The sequence below is a fragment of the Plantactinospora sp. KBS50 genome, assembly GCF_002285795.1.
Lineage (GTDB): Bacteria > Actinomycetota > Actinomycetes > Mycobacteriales > Micromonosporaceae > KBS50.
This window is the reverse complement of record NZ_CP022961.1, coordinates 416,474-442,411: the sequence shown is the minus strand read 5'-3', so window position 1 is coordinate 442,411 and position 25,938 is coordinate 416,474. Positions and strand designations below refer to the sequence as shown.

Genomic DNA, 25,938 nt, shown 5'->3' with positions numbered 1-25,938 from the left:
CCCTCCCGCCATCCCAGGTTGTGCCGGCGGAGGTGATCCGCACCGCCGGGGACGGCGGCCAGGCTGACATCCGCCGGGCGTCATGCGTCGTAGTCGACCGTGAGGGTGTCGGTGGTCGGGCTGGACTGGCAGGTCAACACGTACCCGGCGGCCACCTCGTCCGGCTCCAGCGCGTAGTTGCGGGCCATCGTGACCTCGCCGTCGACGACCCGCGCCCGGCAGGTCGAGCAGACCCCGCCCTTGCAGGCGTACGGCAGTTCCGCGCGCACCTTGAGCGCGGCGTCCAGCACCCGCTCGTCCCGGGTCATCCGGAACCCGGACGCGCGGCCGTCCAGGATGATCGTGACCTCGCTGCCGGCGGCGGTGTCCTCGGCCCGGCGCGGCGGCGGGGGCGGCTCGTCGACGTGGAACAGCTCGGTGTGTACGGCCGGGTCGGGCACCCCCGTCCGGCCAGCACCGTCCGGGCGTCGGTCACCAGGCCGTACGGGCCGCACAGGAACCACTCGTCGATCTCCTGCGCCGGTACGACCGTGTCCAGCAGCCGGCCGAGCCGTTCGGCGTCCACCCGGCCGGACAGCAGCGGCGAGTCGCCCGGCTCCCGGGACAGCACGTGCACCAGGTGCAGCCGGGCCGGGTACCGGTCCTTCAGGTCGGCCAGTTCCTCGGCGAACATCACGCTGCGGGCGTACCGGTTGCCGTAGACCAGGGTGAACCGGCTCTCCGGCTCGACGGCCAGCGCCGTGGCCACCAGCGAGAGCACCGGGGTGATCCCGGATCCGGCGGCGACCGCGCCGTAGTGCCGGGTCCGCCCGGGGTCGAACGCGCTGACGAAGTGCCCGAGCGGCGCCAGCACGTCGACCGCGTCGCCCGCACGCAGCGCCGCACAGGCGTACCCGGAGAAGACTCCGCCCGGGATCTCCTTGACCCCGATCCGCAGCCGCCCGGAGGCGGCCAGCTCCGCGGGCGTCGAGCAGATCGAGTACGACCGGCGCGCCTCGGTGCCGTTGTCGTCGTCGACCAGGCGCACGGTGAGATGCTGCCCCGCGCGGAACGCGAAGGTCTCCCGCAACTCCTCCGGTACGGCGAAGGTGATCGCCACGGCGTCGTCGGTGAGCCGGTCCACCGAGGCGACCGGCAACGGGTGGAAGACCGGCCGGCGGCGAACCGGTCGGGTGATGGTGACTGTCACAGCGCCTTCAGATGGTCGAAGGGTTCGCGGCAGGCGCGGCAACGCCACAGCGACTTGCAGGCGGTGGATCCGAACCGGCTGAGCTGCTCGGTGTCCGGCGAGCCGCAGCGCGGGCAGCGGGCGGTCAGGGTCAGCGGTACCGGCCCGGCCCGGCGTACCGGATCCGGGGGTGCGATACCGGCGGAGGCCAGCTTGGTCCGGCCCGCCTCGGTGATCCAGTCGGTGCTCCACGCGGGCGCGTAGACCGTGCGTACCTCGGCGTCCGGGCAGCCGGCGGCGGCCAGCGCGGTCCGGATGTCGCCCCGGATGACGTCCATGGCGGGACAGCCCGTGTAGGTCGGCGTGATGCTCACCACCACCCGCCCGTCGCGGACCGTGACGTCCCGCAGGATCCCCAGTTCCTCGATGGTGACGGCCCGGATCTCCGGATCCACCACCGCGGCGACCGCGGCCCGGGCCTGGTCCACGGTCGGCGCGGTCACCATCGCGCCCCCGGGTGGGCCCGGTGCACCACCTGCATCTCGGCCAGTAGGTAGGACAGGTGCTCGGTGTGCACGCCCTGCCGCCCGCCGGTCGGGACCCAGCCGCTGTCCGGACGGGTCAGCGTGGCCTCGGCCAGCACCGCGGCCACCGTGGCGTCGAACTCGGCCCGCAGCGTCGCCGGGTCGACCGGTGCCGCCGGGTCCGCGGCGAACAGTTCCGCCGCGTACGGCCACACGGCGTCGACGGCGGCCTGCATCCTGCGGTGCGACTCGACCGTGCCGTCGCCGAGCCGGACCGTCCAGGTGCGGCTGTGGTCCAGGTGGTACGCCGACTCCTTGCGGGCCTTCGCGCCGATCGCGGCCAACCGCGCGTCCGGGCAGTTGCTCAGGGCGGCATAGAGCGGAAGCTGGTACGCCGACAGGAACAGCAGTTTGGCCATGGTGTGCCCGAAGTCGCCGTTGGGCAGCTCGACCAGCAGGCAGTTGCGGAACTCGCGGTCGCCGCGCAGGAACGCCAACGCGTCCTCGTCCCGGCCCGCGCCCTCGATCTCCGCGGCGTACGACAGCAGCAGGCGGGCGGCGCCGAGCTGGTCCAACGCGATGTTGGACAGCGCGATGTCCTCTTCCATCTCGGGCGCCCGGGCGGCCCACTCGGCCAGCCGCTGAGCCATCACCAGCGCGTCGTCGCCGAGCCCGAGCAGGTAGTCGACGCTCGGCCGGCCGCCGCCGGCCGCGGCGTTGGTGCCGCCGGTCGCCGGGTTGGTGGCCGCAGGGTCGACGCTCGGCCGGCCGCCGGCGGTCGCCGGGTTGGTGGCCACAGGGTTGGCGCCGCCGGCGGTCGCCGGGTTGGTGGCCGCAGGGTTGGTGCCGCCGGTCGCCGGGTTGGCGCCGCCGGCGGTCGCCGCGGCGGTGGAACCGGTGGCCACCCGGTCGGTGGTGCTGGCCGGCGGCGGGTTGCTGGCGCTCACAGGTGCGCCACCCCGTCCGGCACCTCGTAAAAGGTCGGGTGCCGGTAGACCTTGTCGGCCGCGGGGTCGAAGAAGGCGTCCTTCTCATCCGGGCTGGAGGCGGTGATGGCGGCGGCCGGGACCACCCAGATCGACACCCCCTCCTGCCGGCGGGTGTACAGGTCGCGGGCGTTACGCAGGGCAAGTTCCGCGTCCGGCGCGTGCAGGCTGCCGACGTGGCTGTGCGAGAGCCCGCGCCGCGCGCGTACGAACACCTCCCAGAGCGGCCAGCCGGTCCGGCCCGCGCGTGCCTGCTCGCCGCTGCCCGCTCCGCGGGGCTTTCCGGCCGCGGCGACTCCGGCGGGCCGCTGGTCGGTGCCGGCTGCGCCGGGCTGTTCGTCCGTGCCAACTGCGCCGGGCCGTCCGTCCGTGCCGGCCGCGCCGGGCTGTTCGTCCCCGTTCCGTTCGGTCATGCCGCTACCGGGTCCTTCCGCGCCGCCGCCTGTTCCGCCCGCTCCGCACGCTTGGCCGCATGGACCACCGCGGCCTCGCGTACCCAGGCGCCCTCGGCGTGCGCCCGGCGGCGGTGGTCCATGCGCTGCCGGTTGCACGGCCCGTCGCCGGAGATCACCCGCATCAGCTCGTCGTAGTCCGGCTGCGTGTAGTCGTACGCCTGGCGCTCGGCGTTCCAGCGCAGCGCCGGATCGGGGATGCGCAGCCCCAGCACCTCGGCCTGCTGCACGCACATGTCCACGAACCGCTGGCGCAGATCGTCGTTGGAGAAGCGCTTGATCTTCCACTCCATCGACTGGGCGGAGTGCGTCGAGTCGGTGTCGGGCGGCCCGAACATGGCCAGCGACGGGTACCACCAGCGGTCCACCGCGTCCTGGGCCATCGTCCGCTGCTCCGGCGTGCCGTGCGCCAACGTGTGCAGGATCTCGTAGCCCTGCCGCTGGTGGAACGACTCCTCCTTGCAGACCCGGATCATGGCCCGCGCGTACGGGCCGTACGAGCAGCGGCAGAGCGGCACCTGGTTGACGATCGCCGCGCCGTCCACCAGCCAGCCGATCGCGCCCACGTCGGCCCAGGAGAGCGTGGGGTAGTTGAAGATGGAGCTGTACTTCTGCCGCCCGGACAGCAGGAGATCGACCAGTTCGTCCCGGTCCACGCCCAGGGTCTCGGCGGCGGCGTAGAGGTAGAGGCCGTGCCCGGCCTCGTCCTGGACCTTCGCCAGCAGGATGGCCTTGCGCTTCAGCGACGGCGCCCGGGTGATCCAGTTACCCTCCGGCTGCATCCCGATGATCTCGGAGTGCGCGTGCTGGGCGATCTGCCGGACCAACGTCCTGCGGTACCGCTCGGGCATCCAGTCCCGCGGTTCGATCTTCTGGTCGGCCGCGATAACAGAGTCGAAATATTCTTCCGGCGCCGCGCCGGCCGTGCCGGAGGCGCCCGCACGCGCCCGGGCGGCCGCGTCGCGTAGCTCGGCCTCGGCCGCCTCTACCTGATCGAGAAGCGCCCCGGTGGGCGCCTCTTCGGGCTGGGAGAAGTCGTTGCCGTACACCCACCAAGTGTTACAGCTAGTCGACCATATCGCTAGACCCGTGTCACACAAATGGCGCGAAGAACACGCTTGGTGACCAAGTCGATCCGATATGTCAGAAAGATCATTCACCGTGGAGACGTCGGTCACATAAAGTCAGGAAGACTGCCGACTTACGGGCTGCTTCCTCCGCATTTGTGCGAGATGCCGGCAACCCAGCGGTGTCGGACTCTGGCGTTGCGCGCGAGAACGCCTAGAATTGCGGCGGTCCCACGCCACAACGCCGTGCGCGCCAACGCTTCCGGCTCGGTCACCCCCGACCGTCCGGTGGCCGTGGAACCGGCGGAACCCGTCCAGTCCCCCTGGGCCCTACCTTCGGAGTCTCACCACTCATGCGCCCTCGCGTGATCATGGTGCTCGCCATCGTGGCCATCCTTCTCGGTGGCGTGATGCTCGTGCCGGCGGCGTACGCCCGATTCAGCGGCGGCGACGGCCCACTCGGCCTCCGCCTGGCCGGATCGGCACCGAAGCCCCCGACACCCACCGCGCCGGAGCCGGCCAGCCTGGCCTACCAGCCGGTCTCGGTGACGGGCTACAAGGGCTCCTTCCTCGCCTGGGCGATCATGGACCGGGACAGCGGCGAGATCTCCGGATCGAGCAACATCAGCTCGACCAACTCCACCGAGTCGATGATCAAGGCTTGGCTGGTCTCGGACTACCTGCGCCGACTCGGCGACAAGGAGCCGCCGGCGTCGATGCTCAAGAAGGCCAGCACGGCCATCCGGGACAGCGACAACATCGCGGCGGAGAATCTCTACAACGCGGGCGGGCGCCTGCCGGTGATCCAGCGCCTGATCAGCATCTGCGGCCTGACGGACACCAAGGCGGAATCGTCCAGCCGGCACAAGTGGGCATACACGCAGATGTCGCCACGGGACGCCGTACGCATGGGAGACTGCATCGCGAGCGGTAAGGCCGCCGGCCCCAAGTGGACCGAGTGGGTGCTGAACGAGATGGCACACGTGCGCGGCACCACCGCCGCCAAGGACCAGCACGAGCAGACCGGTGGCGGGCACTGGGGAATTGTCGACGGCCTGCCCAAGTCGATCACCAGCGAGGGCCCGGTGCACATCAAGAACGGCTGGACGATGCTCTTCGCCGACTACCAGTGGCACCTCAACTGCCTCGCCGTGACCGACAAGTGGTCGCTCGCGGTGATGATGCGGTACTCCGGCAAGATCAGTCTCCAGTACGGCGCCAGCGTGTGCGCCAGCGTCACCAGCCAGTTGGTGACCCCTGAGCCGGGTGCCGCGCTTCAGGTTCCGACACCGCTGGCCAAGGCCTGATGGGCGAGTACCGCGGCAGCCGGCGACGCCCCGGTGATCGGACACCGCTGCGTCTCGTCCTCTTCTCGGTGGTGTTGCTGGCCGCGGTCCTGGCCGGGCTGCGGTTCATTCCGGGTTCGCCGTTCGCCACAAAATCGGTGGCGCAGTGGGGGCACGCCGCCCGTACCGACTCCGCCGCCGATGCGCCGGCGAGCCGATCCGACCGGCCCTCCCCCAGCCCGTCGCCCGAGCTTCCGCCGCTGCCCATCGCGCCGGCCGACATCAAGATCAACGCAACCGGCTGGTGGTCCTGGGCGATGCAGGACACCCGGACCGGAAAGATCTACGGTTCGAAGAACCTCGGCGAGACGAACACCACCGCGTCGATGATCAAATCGTGGATCGCCGCGGACTACCTGCGCCGCTCGGCCGAGAAGGGCGTGACGCCCAGCAGCGCCCGGATGGCCCAGGTCAGCACCATGATCCGGGACAGCGACAACGAGGCAGCGCAGAGCCTCTGGCTGGCGATCGGCGGAGCCCCGGCGATCGACCGGCTGATCGACATCTGCAAGCTCACCGACAGCAGCGGCTACAAGAACCTGTGGAGCAACACCCGGCTCTCACCGCGGGACATCACCCGGCTGGGCGCCTGCATCGCGGACGGCCGGGCCGCCGGCCCCAAGTGGACGGACTACCTGCTGAACGAGATGCGCCACGTCCGCGGCACCGGTGACTTCGGGGTCCGCAAGGCGTTCCCGGCCAGCGACCAGAAAGACATCGCCATCAAGAACGGCTGGGTCGACCGCCAGGCCACCCAGGAGTACCACGTGAGCTGCCTGGCCATCGGCGACGGCTGGACCGTGGGCGTGATGGCCCGCTACCCGATCAACCTCGACTACTCGTACGGCGCCAAAATCTGCGAGAACGTCGGCCGGCAACTGATCGCCGCCGCGAAGTAGGCGTACCGGGGCGGAGCAGGCGTACCGGTCGGACTCGAGCCACGGCCGCGCCCTCGGCCGCCGACCCAGACCTGGACGACGGCCGGGCCGCCGGCCGGGCGTTCGGACCCGGACGCCGGCGGCGGTCAGACCTGGACGAAGGCCGGGCCGCCGGCCGGGCGTTCGGACCGGACGCCGGCGGCGGTCAGACCTGGAAGCTGGCGTTTCGGCCCCGGAAGCCGGCCGGGCCATCGGCCCGCGGCCCGCGGTCAGACCTGGAAGAAGGCCGGGCCGTCGGCCGGCAGCGCCGGGGCCGCGCCGAGCGCCGCGGCTCGCCGGGCGAACTCCCGCAGTCCGTCCACCTGCCGGCCGCCGAGGGAAAAATCGAGGGCACGGAAGTAGTTGGCCAGGGTGGCCGCGTCGAACGGCTCCCAGCGGGCCGCCGCGGTCGCCACCTCGTCCAGGGCCGCGAGGCACAGGTCCCGGGAGCGCAGGAACGCCTCGTGCACCTCCTTGACCTGGCCCGGGTGTGCGGCGGCAAAATCCCGACGTACCGCCCAGACCGCGAACACCATCGGCAGCCCGGTCCAGTCCCGCCACGCCTGCCCCAGGTCGGTGACGGTCAGGCCACGGGCGGGGGCCTCGTACAGGGCGCGCAGCGCCACGTCGCCGATCAGCACGCCGGCGTCCGCCTCCAGCAGCATCTGGCTCAGCTCGGGCGGGCAGCGGAAATACTCGGGTCGAGCGCCGTACCGCTCCCCGAGCAGCATCTGGGCGAGCAGCACGCCGGTCCGCGAGGTGGAGCCGAGGGCGACCCTGGCGCCGTCCAGCTCGGCCGGCGGCCGGGTGGACACGATGTTGACCGACAGCACCGGCCCGTCGCTGCCCACCGCGAGGTCCGGCAGCAGGAGCAGCTCATCGGCGTGCCGCAGGTACTCCAGCAGCGAGATCGGGCCGATGTCCAGCCCGCCGGCCACGAGACGGTCGTTCAGGTGATCGGGTGTGTCCTTGTACAGGTCCACGTCCAGCAACGCGCCGGACCGCACCAGCCCCCAGTAGATCGGCAGGCAGTTGAGAAACTGGATGTGCCCCACCCGGGGTCGGCGCAGCTCGGTCACGAACCGACCGTATCCCGCCATCTGGACTGCTGCCCGGCGGGCCGCCGGGTTGGGCGGCGGCTCACACCCGGCCAGGGCCTTGTCCCCGGCCCTGGCGCGGTCGGTGTCGGGGTCGCGACGTGGTCGGCGGGCAGGCCCGGTCCGGGTCGCGGGCGCGGTCGGCGCAGGCACGGTGGAGTCGGGGTCTGGGCGCGGTGGGGCCGCGGTCGGTTTCGCGGTCGGGGTCTGGGCGGGGTGGGATCGCGGTCGGCGCACGCATGGTCCGGGGCGCGGTCGGGTCGGGCGGAAATCGCTCGGGCGGCTGTCTGGTGCCCGGGCCGGTTCAGCAGCGCAGGTGGTAACGGTTACGCCGGGGCGTACGGTCGGGATCCAGCCAGTACGGCGGGATGAACTCGGGGTGGCCGTCCCGGGCCAGCCGGACGATCCATTCGCCGCGATGGATGACCCGGTGGTGGTATCCGCACAGCAGTACGGCATTGTGCAGACTGGTCCCGCCGCCGTCCGTCCAGGGCCGGATGTGATGACCGGCGCACCAGCGCGGCGGCCGGTCGCAGTTCGGAAAGGCGCAACCGCGATCCCGCAGCACGAGGGCGCGGCGCAGTGGGCCGGTGAAGAGCCGCCGCTGCCGGCCCACGTCCAGCACCTGACCGCGGCCGCCGAGCACGGCCGGCAGGATCGCCGCGTCGCAGGCCAGCCGGCGCAGCGCATCCGGCCCCAAGCGCAGGCCGGTATCAAGGGTGCCGACGCCGAACCCGGGGCCGGCGCCGAGAGCGACGCCGGGGCCATGAGTACCGGAACCGTGAGCGTCGACTCCCTGGGTGGTGCCGGAACCACGAGCGTCGACTCCCTCGGCGGTGCCGGAGCCATGCGTGGTGCCGGAACCGTGAGCGTCGACTCCCTGGGAGGCGCCGGCGCCGTGAGCGTCGACTCCCTCGGTGGTGCCGGAGCGATGCGCGGTGCCGGAGCCGAGACGCGCGGTCAACGCGTCGAAACTCGTGGTGATCACCAGTTGCGGAGGTTCGCCGCCGTTGTCCGGCAGTTCGCCGGTGCGCAGGGCGAGGTGGAGCACCTCGGCCAGCGCATCGTGCCGCCGCTGGCCGGGGCCGCGGTCGTCGCCGGGGCCGTTCGGCCGGACGAGCGGATCGAGCGCGGCGGTCAGCAACGCCCCGGTCTCGGCGTCGAGGACACCGCGCAGCCGCAGCCATCCCTCGGCGGCGATCGACAGGGTGAGATCGCGCCGTTGCTCGGCCCGGGACTCCTGCCGGCGCAGGGCGCGCCGGTCGGCCTCTTCGGCGGCCTCGGGCGCCACGTGCCAGAGGATCCGCTCGGCGCAGACCCGCAGCGCCGCTGGCGCAAGGTCCCGGGCATGCCCCAGCAGGGCGTGCAGGGCCTTGTCCGCCACCGGCGGACCGGCCTCGGCGCGGGCGGCGGTCACCGCCCCGGCAATGATCCGGGCCTGCGTCAGGCTTATGTCGCCGCTGGTCAGCGCCGCCCGTAGCGCCGGGCCGGCGGCGTCCGCACCACACCCCGCGGCCGTCGAACCACACCCCGCCGCATCCACACCACACCCCGGCGTACCGCTGCCGGGGTCGGCCGGCGGATCCGGTCGCACGGCATGGTCTGTCGCATCGTCGGCGTCCATCCACGCCGCGTCCGCCACCAACTGGCGAGCGGTCGTTGGCGAGATCCGAAGCCGGTCGCGCAACCAGCCGGCGGTCGACGTGGCACCCTGAGCCCGGCCCAGATCCCGACCGTCGATCTCGCGGACGGCGGCCAGTTTCGCCACCGTGAGCAGCCGCTCGGCCCGGTGCACGGCCTCCAGGGCCGCGATCAACGCAGCGTTGGACGCCGACCAGACGGGCCGGGCAGCGCACTCCCGCGCCGCCCCGACCACCCGCTCCGCCGCATCGATCACGATCCTCACCGTAGAACGGACGTACGACGCTTTCGACCACAAGATTCGGCATCCACCAGCGCCTCCAGATGGCGAACACCGGGACATGGAAGACATGGAATTGGCCCCGGATTCCGCGACGTACGGGTGCGACGGGCCGCGGGGGTTGCCCGGCGGCGCTGAGGCTGGGCGCTAGGGTGTGGGGCCGAAGGAGGACGGCTCGTGCCCCAACCCCGCGTCCAATCGTTCGGCCTCGACGACTTCGCCCTGGACGATCGACTACGCCTCTTCAGCTACCTCACGGCCGACAACCGGATCGGCTACCTGTGGCTGTTGCGGGCGATCGAGTCGGCCCGCAACAGCTACCACCTGGTGCTGCACACCTCGGAGGTGGCCGCCGCCCTCGCCGGCCTGGCGGAGACCCAGCCGGACTGCCCCGATCCCGCCGGCCTGGAACTACCCCGCCTGCTCGACGCCCTGGTCGACTGGGGAGTGCTCGACCGCGGCCAGGACGGCGCCCGCGCCACCAGCCTCGCCGAGTACCGCAACCGCCACTCGGTGTACCAGTTCACCGAGGCCGGCTACCGGGCGCACCGTGCGGTGGAGAGCGTGCTGTCCGCCAGCCTGAACGACAGCACGCTTTCCCGACTCGTCTTCGCGGATCTGCTCGCCGACCTCCAGGCGCTGGCCGTCGCGAACGCCGCCGGGGACGCCGAGGAGGTGTACCGCAAGCTCAGCCGGCTCGACCGGGCGCTCGCGGACATCGCCGAGCGGGCGGCCCGCTTCTACCACATGCTCGGCGACCTGGGCCGCACCCACGACGTACGCCCCGAGGTCTTCCTCGCCCACAAGGATGCCCTGCTGTCCCACCTGCGCGACTTCTACGACGAGTTGCAGCGGTACACCCCGCGGCTGCGCGAAGCCGTCCGCGAGGTGGAGACGACCGGGCTGGACCGGTTGGTGGAGGCCGCCGCCGAGGCCGACGAGCGGGTCTTCGGAACCCCTGTCGAACGGCTTGACGACTGGCGACGGCGCTGGTCCGGCCTCCGGTCGTGGCTGGCGCCGCCGAGCGCCGACCTGCCGAGCGAGGCCGACCGGCTGGCCGGGGCCACGACGGCGGCGATCGGCGACGTGCTGGCGCTGCTGCGGCGGATCACCGAGGCCCGGCGCGGTGGCGTGAGCCGGGAATCCCAGCTCCGGCACCTGGCGGCCTGGTTCACCGCCGCCGGCTCGGTCGACGCGGCACACGCGCTCTTCGACGCCGTGTTCGGGCTGGGTGCGCCGCGGCACGCCGGCGTCGCCCACCCCGACCCGGAGGCGATACCCACTCGACTGTCCTGGTGGGACGCGCCGGCCGTGGAGCTGTCGCGCACCCTGGTCCAGTTCGGCCGCACGCCGGGTCAGGGTAACGGGCGGCCGGCGCGGATCGACCGGTCCGCCTCGGAACGGCACCGGCTGCGGGAACACCAGCTCGCCGAGGAGCGCCGCCACGTCGAGGCCGCGGCCCGACTGGCCGAGGCCGGGCCGGCCGCAATCGGCCCGGACGGCGCGCCGCGGGCCGGCACCGACCAGGACGGTACCGACCAGAGCGGCGCGGAGTTCAGCCCCGACGCCGGCACGGATCCGGCCGAGCCGCTGGACGACGCCCAGGTCGCGGTGCTCCGCCGGCTGCTGGACGTGGCGCTGGCGGCCCGCGCCCCCGGACGGCCGGACACCCCGCTGGTGGCGGCCGCCTTCGGGGTACGACTGACGCTGTCGCCCGCCCCCGGCCGGTTCACCACGGTCCGCACCGCCGGCGGGTGGCTGCACCTGGACGGGTACGCGCTCACCGTGGCGCCGGCCCGGCACACCGTGGCCCAGCGTCGTGAGCTGGTGCCGGCATGAGGTTCGCGGTCGACGTACCGGAGTTGGAGCTGTCCGACTACCAGCGGACGGTGCGGCTGGTGCTCCGGCACCCGCTGATCACGGCCACCTGGCCCGACGAACGGGCACTGGGTCGGGTCCGCAGGTTCGCCCCGCAGCTACGGCAGGACCTGGCCGAGGCCTTCGGTTACCGGCTGGAGCTGCACGGCTCGGCCGCCCGGCTGGTACGCACGGCCGACCAGCTGGATCCGAGCCGCCCGGCCACCTCCCGGACCGGCCGGGTCTTCGACCGGCGGCGGTACGCGTACCTGTCGCTCTGCCTGGCCGCCCTGGGTCGGGCCGGCATCCAGACCACGGTCAGCGAGCTGGCGGACGCCGTTTCGGCGGACGCCAACCGGATCGGCGGGCTGGGCCTGGACCCGGACAGCGGCGGTGACCGGCGGGCGTTCGTGGACGCCGTCGGCTGGTTGGAGGAGCGCGGCGTGCTCCGGGTCGCGGACGGCTCCAGTTCCTCCTGGGCCAGCGATCCCGGTTCGGGTGAGGCGCTCTACGACATCGCCCGGGACGCGCTGCTCGCCCTGTTCCACCCGCCGCGGGTGCTCCAGCACGTCGGCGGCGTGGCGGAATTGCTCCGGCGTGACGCCAACAGCAGCGGGAACGCCGAGCGGCGGGCCGCGGCCCAGGCCGCCCGGCGGGCCATCGCCGAACAACCGGTGCTCTACTACTCGGACGTTGCGCCGGAGGTGGCGAACCATCTGCGCGGTACGGCGCTGCCGGCGGACCTGTACCGGTTGACCGGCCTGCGGGTCGAGCGGCGGGCCGAGGGGGTGCTGCTGGTGGACACGGTCGGCTGGTCGGCCGAGCGGTTCCCCGGCGCCGGCTCGGTGGCGCAGGCCGCCGTGCTGCTGGCGGTCGAGATGGCCGACCGGGCGCTGGACCCGGACGGGCGGCGGGTCAAGCGGCTGCCCGCACCGGCGCGCACCGAACGTCACGACCGGCTGGTCGCCGAGATCGACGCCGGCCTGCCGACGGCGAGCCGGGTGGTGCTGGACGACCGGTTCGAGCCGCGGGAACCGGACACGGACGCGGACCCGAGTCAAGCCGGCGGACCCGCCGGCAACGGCGCCAGCACCGGGAACGGTACCAGCAACGGGAACGGGAACGGCGCCAGCACCGGGAACGGCACCGACGCCGGGAACCGCACCGAAGCCGGGAACCGCACCGACGCCGGGAACGGCACCGCGGAGCCGGCCCGGTATCCGTTCGTGACCGACAGCTTCCTGCGGGAGGCCGTGTCCGGGATTCTCCAACGGTACGGGTCCGCCTTCGGCGCGACCTGGCACGCCGACCCGAACCGGCTGGCGGCGGAGGCGGTAGCCCTGCTCGCCCGGTTCGGCGCGGTCACCCCGGTGCCGGGCGGTGTGCTGGTACGACCGCTGGTGGGCCGCTACCGCAGCACCGTCGCCACGGTGCGCCAGCGCACCCTGTTCTGACCCGTCCGATCCGCGCCGGACGACTCCGACCCCTACTGAGGACAACCATGGCCCGCTTCCGACCGACCCGTGCCGGCATCGTGAACCTGTGGGACTACCGGGACGAGGAGTTCCTCTTCGTCGACGGCTGGCTGGTGCTTCGCGGGCCCAACGGCTCCGGCAAGACCAAGGCGCTGGAGGTGCTCTTCCCGTTCGTGCTGGACGGCCGGATCGAGCCGCGCCGGCTCAATCCGTTCGCCGGCGAGGACCGCACGATGAAGTCCAACCTGCTCTACCGGGGGCAGGAGAGCGCGCACGGGTACGTGTGGCTGGAGTTCGGCGACGGATCCTCGTACGTGACGATCGGGATCGGCCTGCGCGCGCACCGGCACAACGACCGGGTCACCCGATGGCACTTCGTGGCCGAGGGTCGGGTCGGGGTGGAGCTGTCCCTGCTGGACGCCGACGACCGGCCGCTCGTGCGTAAGGACCTGGCCGCGGCGCTGGGTCCGGACGCGGTGCGGGACTCCGCGGAGGAGTACCGGCAGCTGGTCGACGCCCGGCTGTTCGGCCTGGGTCCGGCCCGGTACGAGCAACTGCTCGACCTGGTGCTGACGCTGCGCAAGCCGCAGTTGGCGAAGGACCTGAACCCGGCCGAACTGTCCCGCACGCTCCAGCGCGGGCTGCGGCCGCTGGACGACCATCTCGTGGTGGAGGCTGCCCGCTCGTTCGACGACATGGAGGCGGTCGCCCGTACCCTGGAGGGCCTGGTCGCGGCGGACGGCGCCAGCACGGCCTTTCTCAACGTCTACGCCACCTACCTGCGGACCCATGCCCGTGCGGCGGCCGACGCGCTGAGCGCCCGGCGTACCGCGGTGAACGGCCGGAGCGGGGAACTCGCGGCGGCCCGGGAGCGGGCCGCCGAGGCGGCCGGAGCGACCGAACGGGCCGAGGCGCAGCTGCGGGCCGCGGAGTCCGAACCCGGACGGCTGCGGGCGCATCTGGACCGGCTGAAGGGATCGGCGGCCTACCGGTCGCATGAGCAGCTCGCCGACCTGGAGCGGCACGTCCATGACCTCGCCGAGGCGGCGGAGCGGTCCGGTACGGCGGTGGCCGCCGAGCGGTCCGTGCTGGAGCGCCGCCGCGCCGAGTCCGAGCGTGCCGAGCAGTCCGCCCGGGACGCCCGTGGGCAGCTCGCGCGGTTGGCCGAGGAGATCGCGGCGGACGCGCGTACCGGTGGTGTCCCCTGGAGCGGCGCGGACGCCGCCGCCGACGGGCTGGCCGCCCGGATCGTCGCCCGGTCGACGGCCCGCCGGGACGACCTGCGGGCGGTCCGGGCCGGCGCGGACCGGCTCACGCAGGCGCAGCGCGACCACGAGAGCGCCGCCGGGGCCGACCGGACGGCGCGGACGCAGGTCGAGGAGGCCACCGCCGCCGAGGAACAGGCCGGCACGGTGGTACAGGTCGCCCGGGAGCGGGCCGCCGCCGCGGTCCGGGACTGGGGCCGGCGGTACGCGTCGCTGCTGGCCGGGCTGGACCGTCCCGGGCTGGTCGAGGAACTCGCCGCGGCCGTCGACGCGCCGTCGCTGCGCGAGGCGTACGCCGAGGCGGTCGCCGCGCCGTTGACCGCGCGCCGGGACACCGCGGCCGCCCTCGCCGCCCGGTACGACGCGGACGCCGCGCGGCGGGCGGAACTCGCGGCCGAACGCGACCGGGTGGCCGCCGAACGGGACGACGACCCGGCCCCCGCACCGACCCGGCCGGCGTCCCGGGACGGCCGGGCAGGCGGCCCGCTGTGGCGCCTGGTCCGGTTCGCCGACGCGGTGCCGGAGCGGGAGGCCGCCGCCATCGAGGCGGCGCTGCACGCCGCCGGCCTGCTCGACGCCTGGCTGTACCCGGGCGAGGCCGAGACGGCCGCCGCGGTGGCCGCCGGCGAGCAGGACGGCTACCTGCGGACGACCGATCCGGTCGCGGGCGCGTCCCTGGCCGACGTGCTGGTTCCCGAGGAGCGGTCGGCGGTGCCGGCCGATCGGGTCCGGGCCGTGCTGGCGTCGATCGCGCTCGACGATCTTTCGGCCGGCTCCGGGGTCGACCGGACGGGACGCTGGACGCTCGGGGTCGGCACCGGACGGCTCGGCAAGGACCGCTGCGAGTACATCGGCGCCACCGCCCGGGCCGTCCGCCGGGCGGAACGGGTGGCCGGGTTCGACCGCCGGCTCGCCGAGGCGGACGCCGGGCTGGCCCGGATCGCCGACGAGCGGGCGGCGGTGCTGGCCGTGCTGGCCGAGGCGGAGCAGGCCGCCGGGGCGTTGCCGGCGTTGACCGAGATCCAGCAGGCGCGGCGCGAGCACGACCGGGCCGCCGCGGCGCTGCGGGTGCGGCAGGAGGCGGCGATCGCCGCGGCCGGCCGGCTGGACGCCGCGGTGGCGGAGCGGGCGAGCGCCGACGCCGCGCTGCGCCGGCTGGTGGCCGACCGGGCACTGCCCGTGGACCGGCTCGATCCGACCGCCGAGGCCGTCGACCGGTTCGAGCGGGTCGGCGTACGCATCGAGGCCGCGCACTCGGCCGCGGACACCGCCGCCGAGGTTGCCGCCGCGGCCGCCGACCGGCTCGCCGAGGCGGCGCAGCGGCTGGACACCGCCGAGGCCGCCGCCCGGGAGGCCACCCGGCGGCACGCGGAGAAGGCCGAGGAGCTGCGGACCCTGCGCGGCGCCATCGGCGCCGAGACCGAGCAGGTCCTCGCCGACGTCGCCCGGACCGACGCCGAGATCACCGCGGCCGAGGCCGGGCTGGCGGCGGCCCGCGACCGGTACACCGACGCGGCAAGGGAGGGCGCCGCCGCGCTGGCCCGGGTGGAACTCGGTGAGCGGGCCGTGGCGGACGCGCTGCGGGAGGCCCGCCAGGACGCCCTCCGGCTGCGGCCGTACGCGCAGCCGGACCTGCTGGGCCTGATCCGCTGCCCGACCCGGTTGCGCTGGCCGGAGCTGGAGTCGCCGGGCGACGAGCTCGATCCGGCCGTCGTCGCGCTGCACGAGGCGGTGCTGGGCGCCACCCGGGAGTTGAGCCCGACCGAGACGTCGCTCAAGCAGAGCGCCACCCGGCTCACCACGGCGCTCGCGGAACTCCAGGCCCAACTGCCGGCCACCGGCCTCGATCATCGGCCGGAGTGGGACACCGACGACGGGGTCATCGTGGTCCGGGTGGTGGACGAGCAGGGCCCCACGCCGGTCGCCCGGTTCGCGCAGCGGATCGCCGCCGAACGCCGGGACCAGGAGCAGTTGCTCACCGACGCCGAGCAGCGGGTCTTCGAGGACGCCCTGCTCGGCCAGCTCGCCGGGCAGATCCACCGCCGCACCATCGAGGCGCGTGACCTGGTCGCCGGCATGGACGCGCAGATGCGCCGGCGCCGGATGTCCTCCGGGCTGACCGTCGGCGTCGGGTGGCGGCTCTCCGACGACCTCGACCCGGACCAGCGGGACGTCTGCAAGCTGCTCGAACGCGATCCCGCCCGGCTCGGTCCGGCGCAGTTGACCGGGATGCGGGGGCACTTCGCGAGCCGGATCAAGGCGGCCCGGTCGGTGGCGCCGGAGAAGCCGTACCGGGAACTGCTCGCCGAGGTGCTCGACTACCGGCAGTGGCGGGTGTTCGCGTTCACGCTGCACCGGCCGGGCGGTACGGCGGAGCCGCTGACCCGGGCGCGGCACAGCCAGCTCTCCGGCGGGGAGCAGTCCGTCTCGCTGCACCTGCCGCTGTTCGCCGCGGCCAACGCGCTGTTCGACTCGGCCCGCCCGGACGCGCCCCGGCTGCTGGGTCTGGACGAGGCGTTCGCCGGGGTGGACGAGACCGGCCGGGGCGAGCTGATGTCGCTGGCGAAGCAGTTCGATCTCGACCTGTTCATGACCGGGTACGACCTGTGGGCCACGCATCCGGCGGTGACCGGCGCGGCCCACTACGACCTGTCGCATTCGGCGCCCGACCACACCGTCTCCGCGGTGCTGCTGGTCTGGGACGGTGCGATGAACGTCGCCGACTTCGACGGCACGCTGGCCCGGTCGCTGGGCTCGCCGGAGACCCGCCGGGCTCCGGTCCCGGCGGACCGGGTCCCGGCCGGCGCCGGCCTGGACGGCGCTGGCCTGGACGGCGCCGGGTTGGACGGCGCCGACCCGAGTGGCGCCGGCCTCGATGGCTGATCCGGGTCTGTCCGGGGCCGCGGACCCGGGCGATCCCCGACCCGGGCCGCCGGCCGGGCCGGCAGCTGGGCCGGCAGCTGGGCCGGCAGCCGGCCCGCCCGCCGACGCCGGCTGGCGGCGGCTGCTGGCCGCCGCGCGGCGCAGCCTGGAGCGCACCGGCGGCAGCCTGGCCGGGACGGTCTCGCTTGCCGCACCGTCCGAGGCCGAACGGCTGACGGTGATCGGCATCACCGGCGTGCACCGGCCGGCCGGGACCACCCGGCTGACCGTACGGCTGGCCGACCTCGACGAGCACCTGCGGGCGGCGTACGGACTGGGTCTCGCGGACCTGCTCGGCGCGATCCGGGACCGACCGGCGGAGCGCCGCCGGGCGGCCGTCGACCGGGACGCGGTGCTGTCCCGCGCCGCCGCCTCCCGGCACAGCGACGCCGCCTGGTACGCCGACTGGCTCGACGGCCTGCGCCGGGACGGCACGCTGACCCGGGTGGTGCGCACCGGCCTCGACTTCGGTCGGGTCGTCGCGGTCCTGGACGCCCTGCCGGCCGCCGACGAACCGCTGCCGGCCTTCGCCGAACGGCTGCTCGGCGACACGAAGGCGCTTGCCGACGGCCCGCTGCGGGGTCTGGTCCTGCGCGCCCTCGCGGCCTGGCACGCGGTCCCCACCCCGAGCGGCGCCGAGCGGGAACGGGCGCTGTGGGAACTGGCCGGGCTGGTCCCCGACGACCTGGCCAGCCAGGCGCTGGTGCTCAACCTGCCGGCCACCGGCGGGCTGCTCGGCGGCTGGCTGACCGGTGCCGCCGCGGCCGGCGTGCCGTTCCGGGTCACCCTGCACCAGACCCGGCTCGCGCCGCTCATCCTCGACCGCACCGAGATCTTCGTCTGCGAGAACCCGGCCGTGCTGCGCGCCGCCGCGGCCCGCGGCTCCCGGCCGCTGATCTGCACCGAGGGCGTACCGTCGGCCGCCGTGCACGCGCTGCTGCGGGCGGCGCCGCCCGGCGCGGTGATCCGGTGGCGCAACGACTTCGACTGGACCGGGGTACGGGTGACCGCCGCGGCGCTGGCCCGCTACCCGACCGCCGTGCCGTGGCGGATGTCCGCCGCCGACTACGCCGACCACGCGGCCGGTGGCGGTGCCGGTGGCGCGCTGGCCGATGGTGCCGGCGTCGCGCTGGCCGGCAGCCCGGCTCCGACGCCGTGGGATCCGGCGCTGCGGTCGGCGATGCTCGACACGGGCCGGGCCGTGATGGAGGAGCGCCTGCTTCCGCTGCTGCTCGACGACCTCGCCCCACCCGGCAGGTAATTCTCAGGACATACCACCGAGCTGGGAAGCCGCGCTCCGATTCGTAGCCGGGCTGGCCCGCACCGAACCCATGCTGGTGGTTCTGGACGAAGCGCCCCGGCTCACCGGCGGGCACACGGACTTCGCCGACACGGTGTCGGCGGTGTGGGAGAACCACATCCGGAACCAACGGCTGCTGCTGGTGCTTTCAGGCTCGGCGGTCACGGTGATGGAGCAGATGCTGGGACCCCAGGGCGGCCGGACCAGGGCGACGGCCGGGCGTGTACGCCGGAGCGGGCCGTAATTCGGTGGAGCGCCGGACACCCTGCGGGTAATCTGGTTGGCCGCTTGACGGCCGCGGTGAGCAGGCACCGTAGCGGACGTCCCCGCGCCGGGTGCCGGCAATCCGCCCCGGAAACGCGAGCGAGCAGGCTCTGATCACCACGACAGGAGTCATCGTGCCCGCAGCCGACCTGGACACCGAACTGACCGCGGAACGCGAGCACATGGGCGTCTCCCGCGCCGCGTTGCGCCGGATGCGCCAGCGCGCCGAGGAGTTGTACGCGACCGGCGACAAGGTGGCCGGCGACGCGTACACCGCGGAGCAGTTGGGTCGGCACATGGCCCGCCGGGTGGTCGAACTGGCCGACCAGCCGGACACGCCGCTCTTCTTCGGCCGGTTGGACTTCGGCGCCGCCGATGCCGAGCATGCCGGGCACAGCTACCACATCGGGCGCCGGCACGTCACCGACGACCTCGGCGAACCCCTGGTGCTGGACTGGCGGGCGCCGATCTCCCGGTCGTTCTACCGGGCCAGCGTGAAGGACCCGCAGGGCGTCGCCGTCCGCCGGCGGTTCGGCTTCCAGTACGGCGAGATCACCTCGTTCGAGGACGAACACCTGGACCGCGGCGAGGAACTCGGCACCGCCAGCCGGATCCTGACCGCCGAGATCGAACGCCCCCGCGTCGGGCCGATGCGCGACATCGTCGCCACCATCCAGCCCGAGCAGGACGAACTGGTCCGGGCCGACCTGGACGTCTCGGTCTGCGTGCAGGGCGCACCGGGCACCGGGAAGACCGCGGTCGGCCTGCACCGGGCCGCCTTCCTGCTCTACCAGCACCGGGAACGGCTGCGCCGCTCCGGCGTACTCGTCGTGGGACCCAACCGGGCCTTCCTCGCGTACATCGCCGGGGTGCTGCCGGCGCTCGGCGAGGTCGAGGTGGCGCAGGCGTGCGTCGAGGACCTGGTCGCCCGGGTGCCGATCCGCGGCGGGGACGACCCGGCGGTGGCCGCCGTGAAGCACGACGCACGGATGGCCGACCTGCTCCGGCGCGCCCTGCACGGCCGGATCCGCAGGCCGGAGGAGCCGATCACGGTCTCCGACGGGTCGTACCGGTGGCGGCTCGGTCCGGAGGTACTGCGCCGGGTCGTCGACGAGGCGCGCCGGGAGGGACTGCCGTACGGCGTCGGCCGCGAGCGGGTCCGCGCCCGCGTGGTGAGCCTGCTGCAACGCCAGGCCGAGGCCCGCCGCGCCGAGTCACCGAGCGACGCCTGGCTGCGCCGGATGGGCCGGTCCCAGCCGGTCACCGGATTCCTCGACGCGGTCTGGCCGGCGGTCACCCCGGAGGGCCTGGTCTTCGAACTACTGGCGGACCCGGCGGCCCTCGCGGCGGCGGCGGACGGGCTGCTGGACGACGACGAGCGGGACCGGCTGCGCTGGCGGCGGCCTGCCCGTACGGCGAAGGCGACCCGCTGGTCGGCGGCGGACGCGGTGCTCATCGACGAGGCGGCCGGGCTGATCGAGCGGCTGCCCAGCTTCGGGCACGTGGTGGTCGACGAGGCGCAGGACCTCTCCCCGATGCAGTGCCGGGCCATCGCCCGGCGCAGCGAACACGCCTCGATCACCCTGCTCGGGGACCTGGCCCAGGGCACCGCGCCGTGGGCGGCGACGGACTGGCCGAGCCTCCTGGCCCACCTCGGGAAGCCGGCCACCACTGTCGTACCGCTGACCGTCGGCTTCCGGGTGCCGGCCGCCGTGGTGGCGTTCGCGAACCGGCTGCTGCCGGCGCTCGCCGTGGACGTACCGGAGGCCCGGTCGCTGCGCCGGGACGGTGCCCTGGCGGTCCGGGCCACGCCCGACCTGGTGGCCGCGACGGTGGCCGAGGTGCGGGCGGCGCTGGCGCACGAGGGCTCGGTCGGGGTCATCGCCGTGGACGACCGGGGCGAGGAACTGCGCCGGCTGCTGCACGACGCGGGCGTCGCCACCTCCACCGTCGACGAGGTGGAGGCGCCCGAACGGGTCACGGTGGTGCCGGCCGGCATGGTGAAGGGCCTGGAGTACGACCACGTCGTGGTCGTGGAGCCGGCCGAGATCGTGGCCGCCGAGCCGCGCGGGCTGCACCGGCTGTACGTGGTGCTCACCCGCGCGGTGTCCCGGCTGACCGTGCTGCACACCGACCCGCTGCCGGCGCCGCTGCGCTGACGGCCCGGCCGACGACGTCGATCGTGGATGTCCACTGCCCCCTGGCGGGCAGTAGGGATCCACGATCCACTCGTGCTCGGGGTCAGCGGCGGACGGGGACCACCAGCGGGCCGTGCTCGCCCGGAACGATCCGCACCCGCGCCCTGTAGTGCCGGGTCAGCAGCTCCTCGGTCAGCACCTCCGCCGGAAGTCCCTGGGCGGCCACCCGGCCGCCGGCGAGCAGGACCAGCCGGTCGGCGTACTCGCCGGCCACCGAGAGGTCGTGCATGGTGGCCAGCACGGTGAGCCCGTTCTCCCGGCGCAACCGGTCGACCAGCTCCAGCACCTCCTGCTGGTGGCCGATGTCCAGCGCGCTGGTCGGCTCGTCCAGCAGCAGCAGCGTGGCACCCTGCGCCAGGGCGCGGGCCAGGAAGACCCGCTGGCGTTCCCCGCCGGAGAGGGTGGCCAGCGCCCGGTGCGCGAAACGCGCCAGGTCCAACCGGTCCAGTACGTCGCGCACCACCGCCACGTCGGCCGCCGACTCGCGGCCCAGCGGCGGGATGTACGGGGTACGGCCCAGCAGGACGTAGTCGAACACGGCCATCCCGGGCGGCACCACCGGGTTCTGCGGCACGACGGCCATGATCCGGGCGCGGGTCCGGCGGCGCAGCGTCGCGCTCGGCGTACCCAGCAGCGAGATGGAGCCGGTCGATGGCAGCAGGCCGCCGACGGCGCGCAGCAGGGTCGACTTGCCGGCGCCGTTCGGCCCGATCACCGTGACCCACTCCCCGGCCGCGACCCGCAGGTCCACTCCGGACAGGATGGGGACGCGGTCCAGGCTGACCCGCAGGTCCACCACCTCGATCGCCGCCGCCGACCCGGCCGGCCGCGGGCGCGGTGTGGCGGGGCGGGAGCCCGCCCGCTCCGGGCGGTCAGGTTGGATCCCTCCGCGGGCGGGCTCCGGGTCGGGCGCGATCATCCGGTGACTCCGCGGCTGGTGCGTAGCACGACGATGAAGAACGGGGCTCCGACCAGGGCCGTGAGCACGCTGATCGGGATCTCGGTCGGGGCCGCGAGGGTCCGGGCGGCCACGTCGGTGAGCGCCAGGAAGGCCGCGCCGAACAGCATCGACAGCGGCAGGATCACCCGGTAGCTCGCCCCGAAGATCAGCCGGACGGCGTGCGGCACGACGATCCCCACGAAGCCGATCAGGCCCGAGACGGAGACCGCGGCGGCGGTCCCGAGCGAGGCCGCGGCGACCAGCACGTACCGGGACCGCTGCGGGTGCAGTCCGAGCCCGAGCGCCTCCTCGTCGCCCACCGAGAGGATGTCCAGCTCGCGCCGGTGCAACAGCACGACGGCCATGGTGAGCACCGTGTACGGCAGCATCAGCAGCACGTCGTGCCAGCCGGCGGTGCTGAGCCGGCCGCCGAGCCAGGAGTAGACCTCCCGGATGGTCTCGGCGTGCCGCTGCAACAGGTAGGTCTGCCCGGCCGTGAGGAACGCCGAGACCGCGACGCCGGCCAGGATCAGCGTGGCCGGTGACCGGCCCCGGCCCCCCGACGTACCGACCAGGTAGGTCAGCAGCACGGCGCCCAGCGCGCCGACGAAGGCGGCGACCGGCACGGTGAGCGGCAGGCCGACCGTCACGTCCCCCGAGGTGGACCGGAAGGCGACCACCGCGGTCACCGCCAGGCCCGCCCCGGCGGCGACGCCGAGCAGGTACGGGTCGGCCAGCGGGTTGCGGTACACCCCCTGGTACGTCCCGCCCGCCAGCGCGAGCATCGCCCCGACCAGCAGCCCGAGCACCACCCGGGGCAGCCGCAGTTCGGTGACGATGGCGGCCTGCTGGACGCTGAGCCCGCTGTTCAGGCGTACCCCGGGAAGCAGGTCGAGCAGTTCCCGGGCCACGCCGAGCGGCGGCAGCCGGACCGGCCCGAGCGCCAGCCCGGCGACCAGCGCCACGAGCACCGCGGCGATGCCGATCAGCACGGTCCAGGCCCGCAGCCGGGCCGGCTGGACCGGCCGCGGCTCGGACACGGCGGCGTCCGCCGGCTGGCCGGCCGGCGGGTCAACCGGCGGGTCGGCCCGCTCGACCGGCTCGGCGCGCTGGGCCGGCTGCGCCGCCGGGCCGCCCCGCTCGGTTGGGTACGCCCCGGAGGTGCTCAGGTCGGCCACGTCGGAACCGGCCCGGTCAGTTCGACGCCGCGGCGACCGCGTCGGCGACCGTCCGGACCAGGTCGACGGTACGCGGACCCCAGCGCGAGGCGATGTCGTCGTCCAGCGCGACGACCCGGTGCTGGGTGACGGCGGGGATCCCGCCCCAGCCGGCCCGCTCGCTGACCTTCTCCGGGGTCTGCTGGCAGCAGTTGACGTCGGCCAGGAACACGAAGTCCGGCCCGGCGTCGATCACGACCTCGGGCGAAAGCTGGGGGTATCCGCCGGCCGATCCGTCCTTGTCGGCGGAGTTGGCGATGCTGGTCAGGCCCAGTTCGCCGAAGAGCGCGCCGACGAAGGTCTGGTCGGTGACGGTGTAGTAGTTCGGGTCCAGTTCGTAGTAGTAGCGCAGCTTCTTGCCGGCCGGTCGGGGCAGGTCGGTGATCAGCTTGTCGATGTCGTTCTTCATCTGGCCGTTCAGCGCGGTGGCCTGGTCGGCGTGTCCGGTGAGCCGGCCGAGGTCGGAGATCTGCTGGTACGTGTCGTCGAGCGTCTTGGCCGCGGGCGCCACGTAGACCGGCACCTTCAGCTTGGTGAGCTGGTCGACGATCTTGTTGGTGTCGTTCGCCAGCACCACCAGGTCGGGGCTGCTGCCGGCGATCGCCTCGGCGTTCGGCTGGTATCCGGACAGGTCGGTCTTGGGCGCCTCGGGCGGGTAGTTCGACTGGTCGTCGACGGCGGCGACCTGCGAGCCGGCCCCGATGGCGAAGAGCATCTCGGTGGCGGTGGGCGAGAGCGACACGATCTTCGTCGGCTGTTCGGTCAGGGTCACCGTGCCGACGCTCACCGGGTAGGCGGCGTCGGAGGCGCTGGCGGGCGCCGCCGGGGTGTCATTTCCGCCGCCGCAGCCGGTCACGGCCAGCGTCGCGGCCGCGAGCACCGCGACGAGTGCGGGGGTACGTCTGAGCATGGTTCCTCCTGTCGGTCGAGGAGCCGGTGCTTCGCCGACAGGTGCCAGTCGTCCCGTCCGCGAGGCGCCCTTCCTCGAGAGCGCTGGTTCGCGACCGTTCCGCAGGCGACCTGGCTCGTCCCGTCCAGCGCGCAGCGCGGAGGGGCATCACAGTTGCGGGACAGCGCCGGTTTCCCACCGGCTTCGCTGCGGTCCGATCGCTAAGACGGTAGCGCACCTGCCCACGACCATGTTGATCTTCGCGTTTCCGGGCGACCCGCGGCCTTTGTCCGCGGGCAGCGCCGGAATCGCGGAAGATCGACCGCCCGCCCCGCGGTGGCTTGGCAAGAATTTTCCATCAGCTTAGATCTGGCGAAAGTTCTCTCCGAGCGGGATAGTGACCGGAACATCCCCCGACCCTGCGACCCGCGGAGCGTGTGCCAATGGCCCGATGCCTGCGTGCGGCCACTGTCGCCGGTTTTGTCAGCCTCGCCTTGATCAGCAGCGCCACCCCCGCACTGGCGGGTGGCGCTGCGGTCGAGCACGATGAACAGATCACGTACCAGGACTGGACCAGCTATTCCGACTGGCGCGGCGGCAGCCACCAGGGCACCGTCGCCATCCCCGGCGTGCGCACCGGCATCACCCTGCTGCGCCCGGCGGGGACGACCGACTACCCCGATCCGCACACCGGGACCACCCGGAGCTGGGAGTACGCCACCTGGACCGCACCGGTCCGGCGGATCGGCTTCGACGCCACCGAACTCGTCGCCTCCTGGAACGCCGAAACCCCGGCGGGCACCTGGATCCAGGTGGAGATGCAGGGCACCTACAACACCGGCGAGCAGACCCCGTGGTACGTCATGGGACGCTGGGCCTCCGGCGACGGCGACATCCGCCGGACCAGCGTCGACGGGCAGGGCGACCCGTACTCGACGATCTGGACCGACACCTTCTCGATCGACGACGCGTCGGCCGGGGTGCTGCTGTCGGCGTACCAGATGCGGTTGACCCTCTACCGCGCGCCCGGCCAGTGGCGGTCCCCCCGGGTCTGGATGCTCGGCGCCATGACCTCGAACGTGCCGGACCGGTTCACCGTGCCGGCCAGCGCCGGCCACATCGCGTGGGGCCGGGAACTGTCCGTGCCGCGCTACTCGCAGAACATCCACAAGGGCGAATACCCCGAGTACGACGGCGGCGGCGAGGCGTGGTGCTCGCCCACCTCCACGGAGATGGTGGTGGAGTACTGGGGCCGGCAGCCCTCCGCCGAGGACCTCGCCTGGGTGGATCCGGACTACGCCGACCCGAGCGTGGACCACGCGGCCCGGGGCACCTACGACTACCAGTACGAGGGCGCCGGCAACTGGCCGTTCAACACCGCGTACGCCGCCTCGTACCCCGGCCTGGACGCCCGGGTGACCCGGCTGCACTCGCTGGACGAGGTGGAGCGGTTCATCGCCGCCGGCATCCCGGTGGTGACCAGCCAGTCGTTCCTGTCCAGCGAGTTGGACGGGGCGAACTACGGCACCGCCGGGCACCTGTTCGTGGTGGTCGGCTTCACCGAGACCGGCGACGTGGTGGTGAACGACCCCGCCTCATCCTCGGACGAGGTGGTCCGGAACGTCTACTCCCGCGCCCAGTTCGAGCAGATCTGGCTGCGCACCAAGCGGTACCGCGCGGACGGCTCGGTGGCGGGCGGCTCGGGCGGCATCGCGTACCTGATCAAGCCGTGGTGGAAGCCCTGGCCACGGGTGGCGGGCTCGACCAACTGGTAGGCCGTGGCGGGGCGGCGGCTCAGCCGCCGCCCCGGCCCTCGGCGTCCGGAGCAGCGGGCCGGTCAACGGTGCCCGGCCCGCCCTCCGCCGGCGCGGGCTCCTCGTCCTCGTCGTCCTCGCCCGCGAGCGCGGCGCGCAGCCGGTCCTTCTCGCTCTGCCGCCGCTGCGCGGCGTCGGACAACTGCTGGGCCATCGAGTCCCGCCAGGAACGCAGGAAGAAGAAGGAAAGGGCGGCGGAGAAGGCCAGCGCGAGCATCAGCTTGATGAACACGTTCAGGTGCACCGGCAGCAGCGCCGCCAGCACCACCACGAACAGCCCGATCCGACCCAGGGTGTACTTCACCGCGGGGGACATCCT

The 25,938-nt window shown here is 73.9% G+C and carries 19 protein-coding genes, 1 pseudogene and 1 riboswitch; of the genes and pseudogenes, 9 read left to right on the top strand and 11 right to left on the bottom strand.

Features of this window, described 5'->3' with window-relative positions:
* Positions 1-80: 80 nt before the first annotated feature.
* The 5 genes and pseudogenes from paaE to paaA form a co-directional block, all read right to left on the bottom strand.
* A pseudogene (gene paaE, locus CIK06_RS01995) lies at positions 81-1,189 on the bottom strand (1,2-phenylacetyl-CoA epoxidase subunit PaaE).
* Positions 1,186-1,656, bottom strand: coding sequence for a 1,2-phenylacetyl-CoA epoxidase subunit PaaD (paaD, locus tag CIK06_RS01990; RefSeq protein ID WP_095567495.1), 471 nt, complete (start codon positions 1,654-1,656; stop codon positions 1,186-1,188). The pseudogene paaE and the gene paaD overlap by 4 nt, the downstream one beginning before the upstream one ends.
* An 11-nt stretch (positions 1,657-1,667) precedes the next feature.
* Positions 1,668-2,342: a 1,2-phenylacetyl-CoA epoxidase subunit PaaC gene (gene paaC / locus CIK06_RS01985; protein ID WP_198348260.1), complete on the bottom strand. Its 675-nt coding sequence runs from the start codon at positions 2,340-2,342 to the stop codon at positions 1,668-1,670.
* A gap of 293 nt (positions 2,343-2,635) precedes the next feature.
* Positions 2,636-2,893: a 1,2-phenylacetyl-CoA epoxidase subunit PaaB gene (paaB, locus tag CIK06_RS01980; RefSeq protein WP_095567494.1), complete on the bottom strand. Its 258-nt coding sequence runs from the start codon at positions 2,891-2,893 to the stop codon at positions 2,636-2,638.
* Positions 2,894-3,087: 194 nt separating this feature from the next.
* On the bottom strand, positions 3,088-4,179 hold the full coding sequence (paaA, locus tag CIK06_RS01975) for a 1,2-phenylacetyl-CoA epoxidase subunit PaaA (RefSeq protein ID WP_095563363.1): 1,092 nt from the start codon (positions 4,177-4,179) through the stop codon (positions 3,088-3,090).
* A gap of 371 nt (positions 4,180-4,550) precedes the next feature.
* Between paaA and CIK06_RS01970 the strand changes: the two genes are divergently transcribed.
* Complete coding sequence (locus CIK06_RS01970; protein ID WP_095563362.1) at positions 4,551-5,504, top strand: serine hydrolase; 954 nt, start codon at positions 4,551-4,553, stop codon at positions 5,502-5,504.
* Positions 5,504-6,442, top strand: a complete 939-nt coding sequence (locus CIK06_RS01965; protein WP_095563361.1) for a hypothetical protein — start codon at positions 5,504-5,506, stop codon at positions 6,440-6,442. Before CIK06_RS01970 ends, CIK06_RS01965 begins: the two co-directional genes overlap by 1 nt.
* A 248-nt stretch (positions 6,443-6,690) precedes the next feature.
* On the opposite strand, the gene CIK06_RS01960 is transcribed toward CIK06_RS01965, so the two are convergent.
* Positions 6,691-7,539 (bottom strand): menaquinone biosynthetic enzyme MqnA/MqnD family protein, encoded by an 849-nt coding sequence (locus tag CIK06_RS01960; protein ID WP_369916082.1) that lies wholly within the window; start codon positions 7,537-7,539, stop codon positions 6,691-6,693.
* A gap of 322 nt (positions 7,540-7,861) precedes the next feature.
* Positions 7,862-9,454 carry an HNH endonuclease signature motif containing protein gene (locus CIK06_RS30485; RefSeq protein ID WP_232533964.1) on the bottom strand — a complete coding sequence of 531 codons (1,593 nt, stop codon included), beginning with the start codon at positions 9,452-9,454 and terminating at the stop codon, positions 7,862-7,864.
* A 201-nt stretch (positions 9,455-9,655) separates the two neighbouring features.
* On the opposite strand from CIK06_RS30485, the gene CIK06_RS01950 reads away from it, so the two are divergent.
* The 6 genes from CIK06_RS01950 to CIK06_RS01925 all read left to right on the top strand — a co-directional run bounded on the left by CIK06_RS01950 (position 9,656) and on the right by CIK06_RS01925 (position 20,720).
* Entirely contained in the window at positions 9,656-11,317 is a 1,662-nt protein-coding gene (locus CIK06_RS01950; RefSeq protein WP_095563358.1) for a TIGR02677 family protein, read from the top strand.
* Entirely contained in the window at positions 11,314-12,789 is a 1,476-nt protein-coding gene (locus CIK06_RS01945) for a TIGR02678 family protein (RefSeq protein WP_232533963.1), read from the top strand. Before CIK06_RS01950 ends, CIK06_RS01945 begins: the two co-directional genes overlap by 4 nt.
* 47 nt (positions 12,790-12,836) lie before the next feature.
* The gene (locus CIK06_RS01940) at positions 12,837-16,958 is read left to right on the top strand and encodes a TIGR02680 family protein (RefSeq protein WP_095563357.1); all 4,122 of its coding nucleotides are present in this window, start codon (positions 12,837-12,839) and stop codon (positions 16,956-16,958) included.
* Positions 16,951-18,258: a TIGR02679 domain-containing protein gene (locus CIK06_RS01935; RefSeq protein ID WP_095567493.1), complete on the top strand. Its 1,308-nt coding sequence runs from the start codon at positions 16,951-16,953 to the stop codon at positions 18,256-18,258. Before CIK06_RS01940 ends, CIK06_RS01935 begins: the two co-directional genes overlap by 8 nt.
* A 70-nt stretch (positions 18,259-18,328) precedes the next feature.
* Positions 18,329-18,541, top strand: a complete 213-nt coding sequence (locus CIK06_RS01930) for a hypothetical protein (protein ID WP_095563356.1) — start codon at positions 18,329-18,331, stop codon at positions 18,539-18,541.
* Positions 18,542-18,743: 202 nt separating this feature from the next.
* On the top strand, positions 18,744-20,720 hold the full coding sequence (locus tag CIK06_RS01925) for an AAA family ATPase (protein ID WP_198348258.1): 1,977 nt from the start codon (positions 18,744-18,746) through the stop codon (positions 20,718-20,720).
* Positions 20,721-20,802: 82 nt separating this feature from the next.
* Here CIK06_RS01925 and CIK06_RS01920 read toward each other — a convergent pair whose 3' ends face one another.
* From CIK06_RS01920 to CIK06_RS01910, 3 genes are all read right to left on the bottom strand, one after another.
* A complete protein-coding gene (locus CIK06_RS01920) occupies positions 20,803-21,678 on the bottom strand; it encodes an ABC transporter ATP-binding protein (RefSeq protein ID WP_095563354.1) in 876 nt (291 codons plus the stop codon).
* Positions 21,675-22,739 (bottom strand): iron ABC transporter permease, encoded by a 1,065-nt coding sequence (locus tag CIK06_RS01915; protein WP_095567492.1) that lies wholly within the window; start codon positions 22,737-22,739, stop codon positions 21,675-21,677. Before CIK06_RS01915 ends, CIK06_RS01920 begins: the two co-directional genes overlap by 4 nt.
* Before the next feature lie 154 nt (positions 22,740-22,893).
* The gene (locus CIK06_RS01910) at positions 22,894-23,826 is read right to left on the bottom strand and encodes an ABC transporter substrate-binding protein (protein ID WP_095563353.1); all 933 of its coding nucleotides are present in this window, start codon (positions 23,824-23,826) and stop codon (positions 22,894-22,896) included.
* 86 nt (positions 23,827-23,912) lie between these two features.
* Positions 23,913-24,062, bottom strand: a riboswitch (cobalamin riboswitch).
* 237 nt (positions 24,063-24,299) lie between these two features.
* Here CIK06_RS01910 and CIK06_RS01905 point away from each other — a divergent pair.
* Positions 24,300-25,580, top strand: coding sequence for a C39 family peptidase (locus CIK06_RS01905; RefSeq protein ID WP_232533962.1), 1,281 nt, complete (start codon positions 24,300-24,302; stop codon positions 25,578-25,580).
* 19 nt (positions 25,581-25,599) lie between these two features.
* Here CIK06_RS01905 and CIK06_RS01900 read toward each other — a convergent pair whose 3' ends face one another.
* A complete protein-coding gene (locus CIK06_RS01900; RefSeq protein ID WP_095563351.1) occupies positions 25,600-25,935 on the bottom strand; it encodes a DUF4229 domain-containing protein in 336 nt (111 codons plus the stop codon).
* Positions 25,936-25,938: the final 3 nt, after the last annotated feature.

Coding starts and splice junctions, on each gene's coding strand:
- paaC (WP_198348260.1), bottom strand. CDS start 2,342: ATGGCTCAGCGGCTGGCCGAGTGGGCCGCCCGGGCGCCCGAGATGGAA.
- CIK06_RS01970 (WP_095563362.1), top strand. CDS start 4,551: ATGCGCCCTCGCGTGATCATGGTGCTCGCCATCGTGGCCATCCTTCTC.
- CIK06_RS01965 (WP_095563361.1), top strand. CDS start 5,504: ATGGGCGAGTACCGCGGCAGCCGGCGACGCCCCGGTGATCGGACACCG.
- CIK06_RS01945 (WP_232533963.1), top strand. CDS start 11,314: ATGAGGTTCGCGGTCGACGTACCGGAGTTGGAGCTGTCCGACTACCAG.
- CIK06_RS01940 (WP_095563357.1), top strand. CDS start 12,837: ATGGCCCGCTTCCGACCGACCCGTGCCGGCATCGTGAACCTGTGGGAC.
- CIK06_RS01935 (WP_095567493.1), top strand. CDS start 16,951: ATGGCTGATCCGGGTCTGTCCGGGGCCGCGGACCCGGGCGATCCCCGA.
- CIK06_RS01930 (WP_095563356.1), top strand. CDS start 18,329: ATGCTGGTGGTTCTGGACGAAGCGCCCCGGCTCACCGGCGGGCACACG.
- CIK06_RS01925 (WP_198348258.1), top strand. CDS start 18,744: ATGGGCGTCTCCCGCGCCGCGTTGCGCCGGATGCGCCAGCGCGCCGAG.
- CIK06_RS01920 (WP_095563354.1), bottom strand. CDS start 21,678: ATGATCGCGCCCGACCCGGAGCCCGCCCGCGGAGGGATCCAACCTGAC.
- CIK06_RS01910 (WP_095563353.1), bottom strand. CDS start 23,826: ATGCTCAGACGTACCCCCGCACTCGTCGCGGTGCTCGCGGCCGCGACG.
- CIK06_RS01900 (WP_095563351.1), bottom strand. CDS start 25,935: ATGTCCCCCGCGGTGAAGTACACCCTGGGTCGGATCGGGCTGTTCGTG.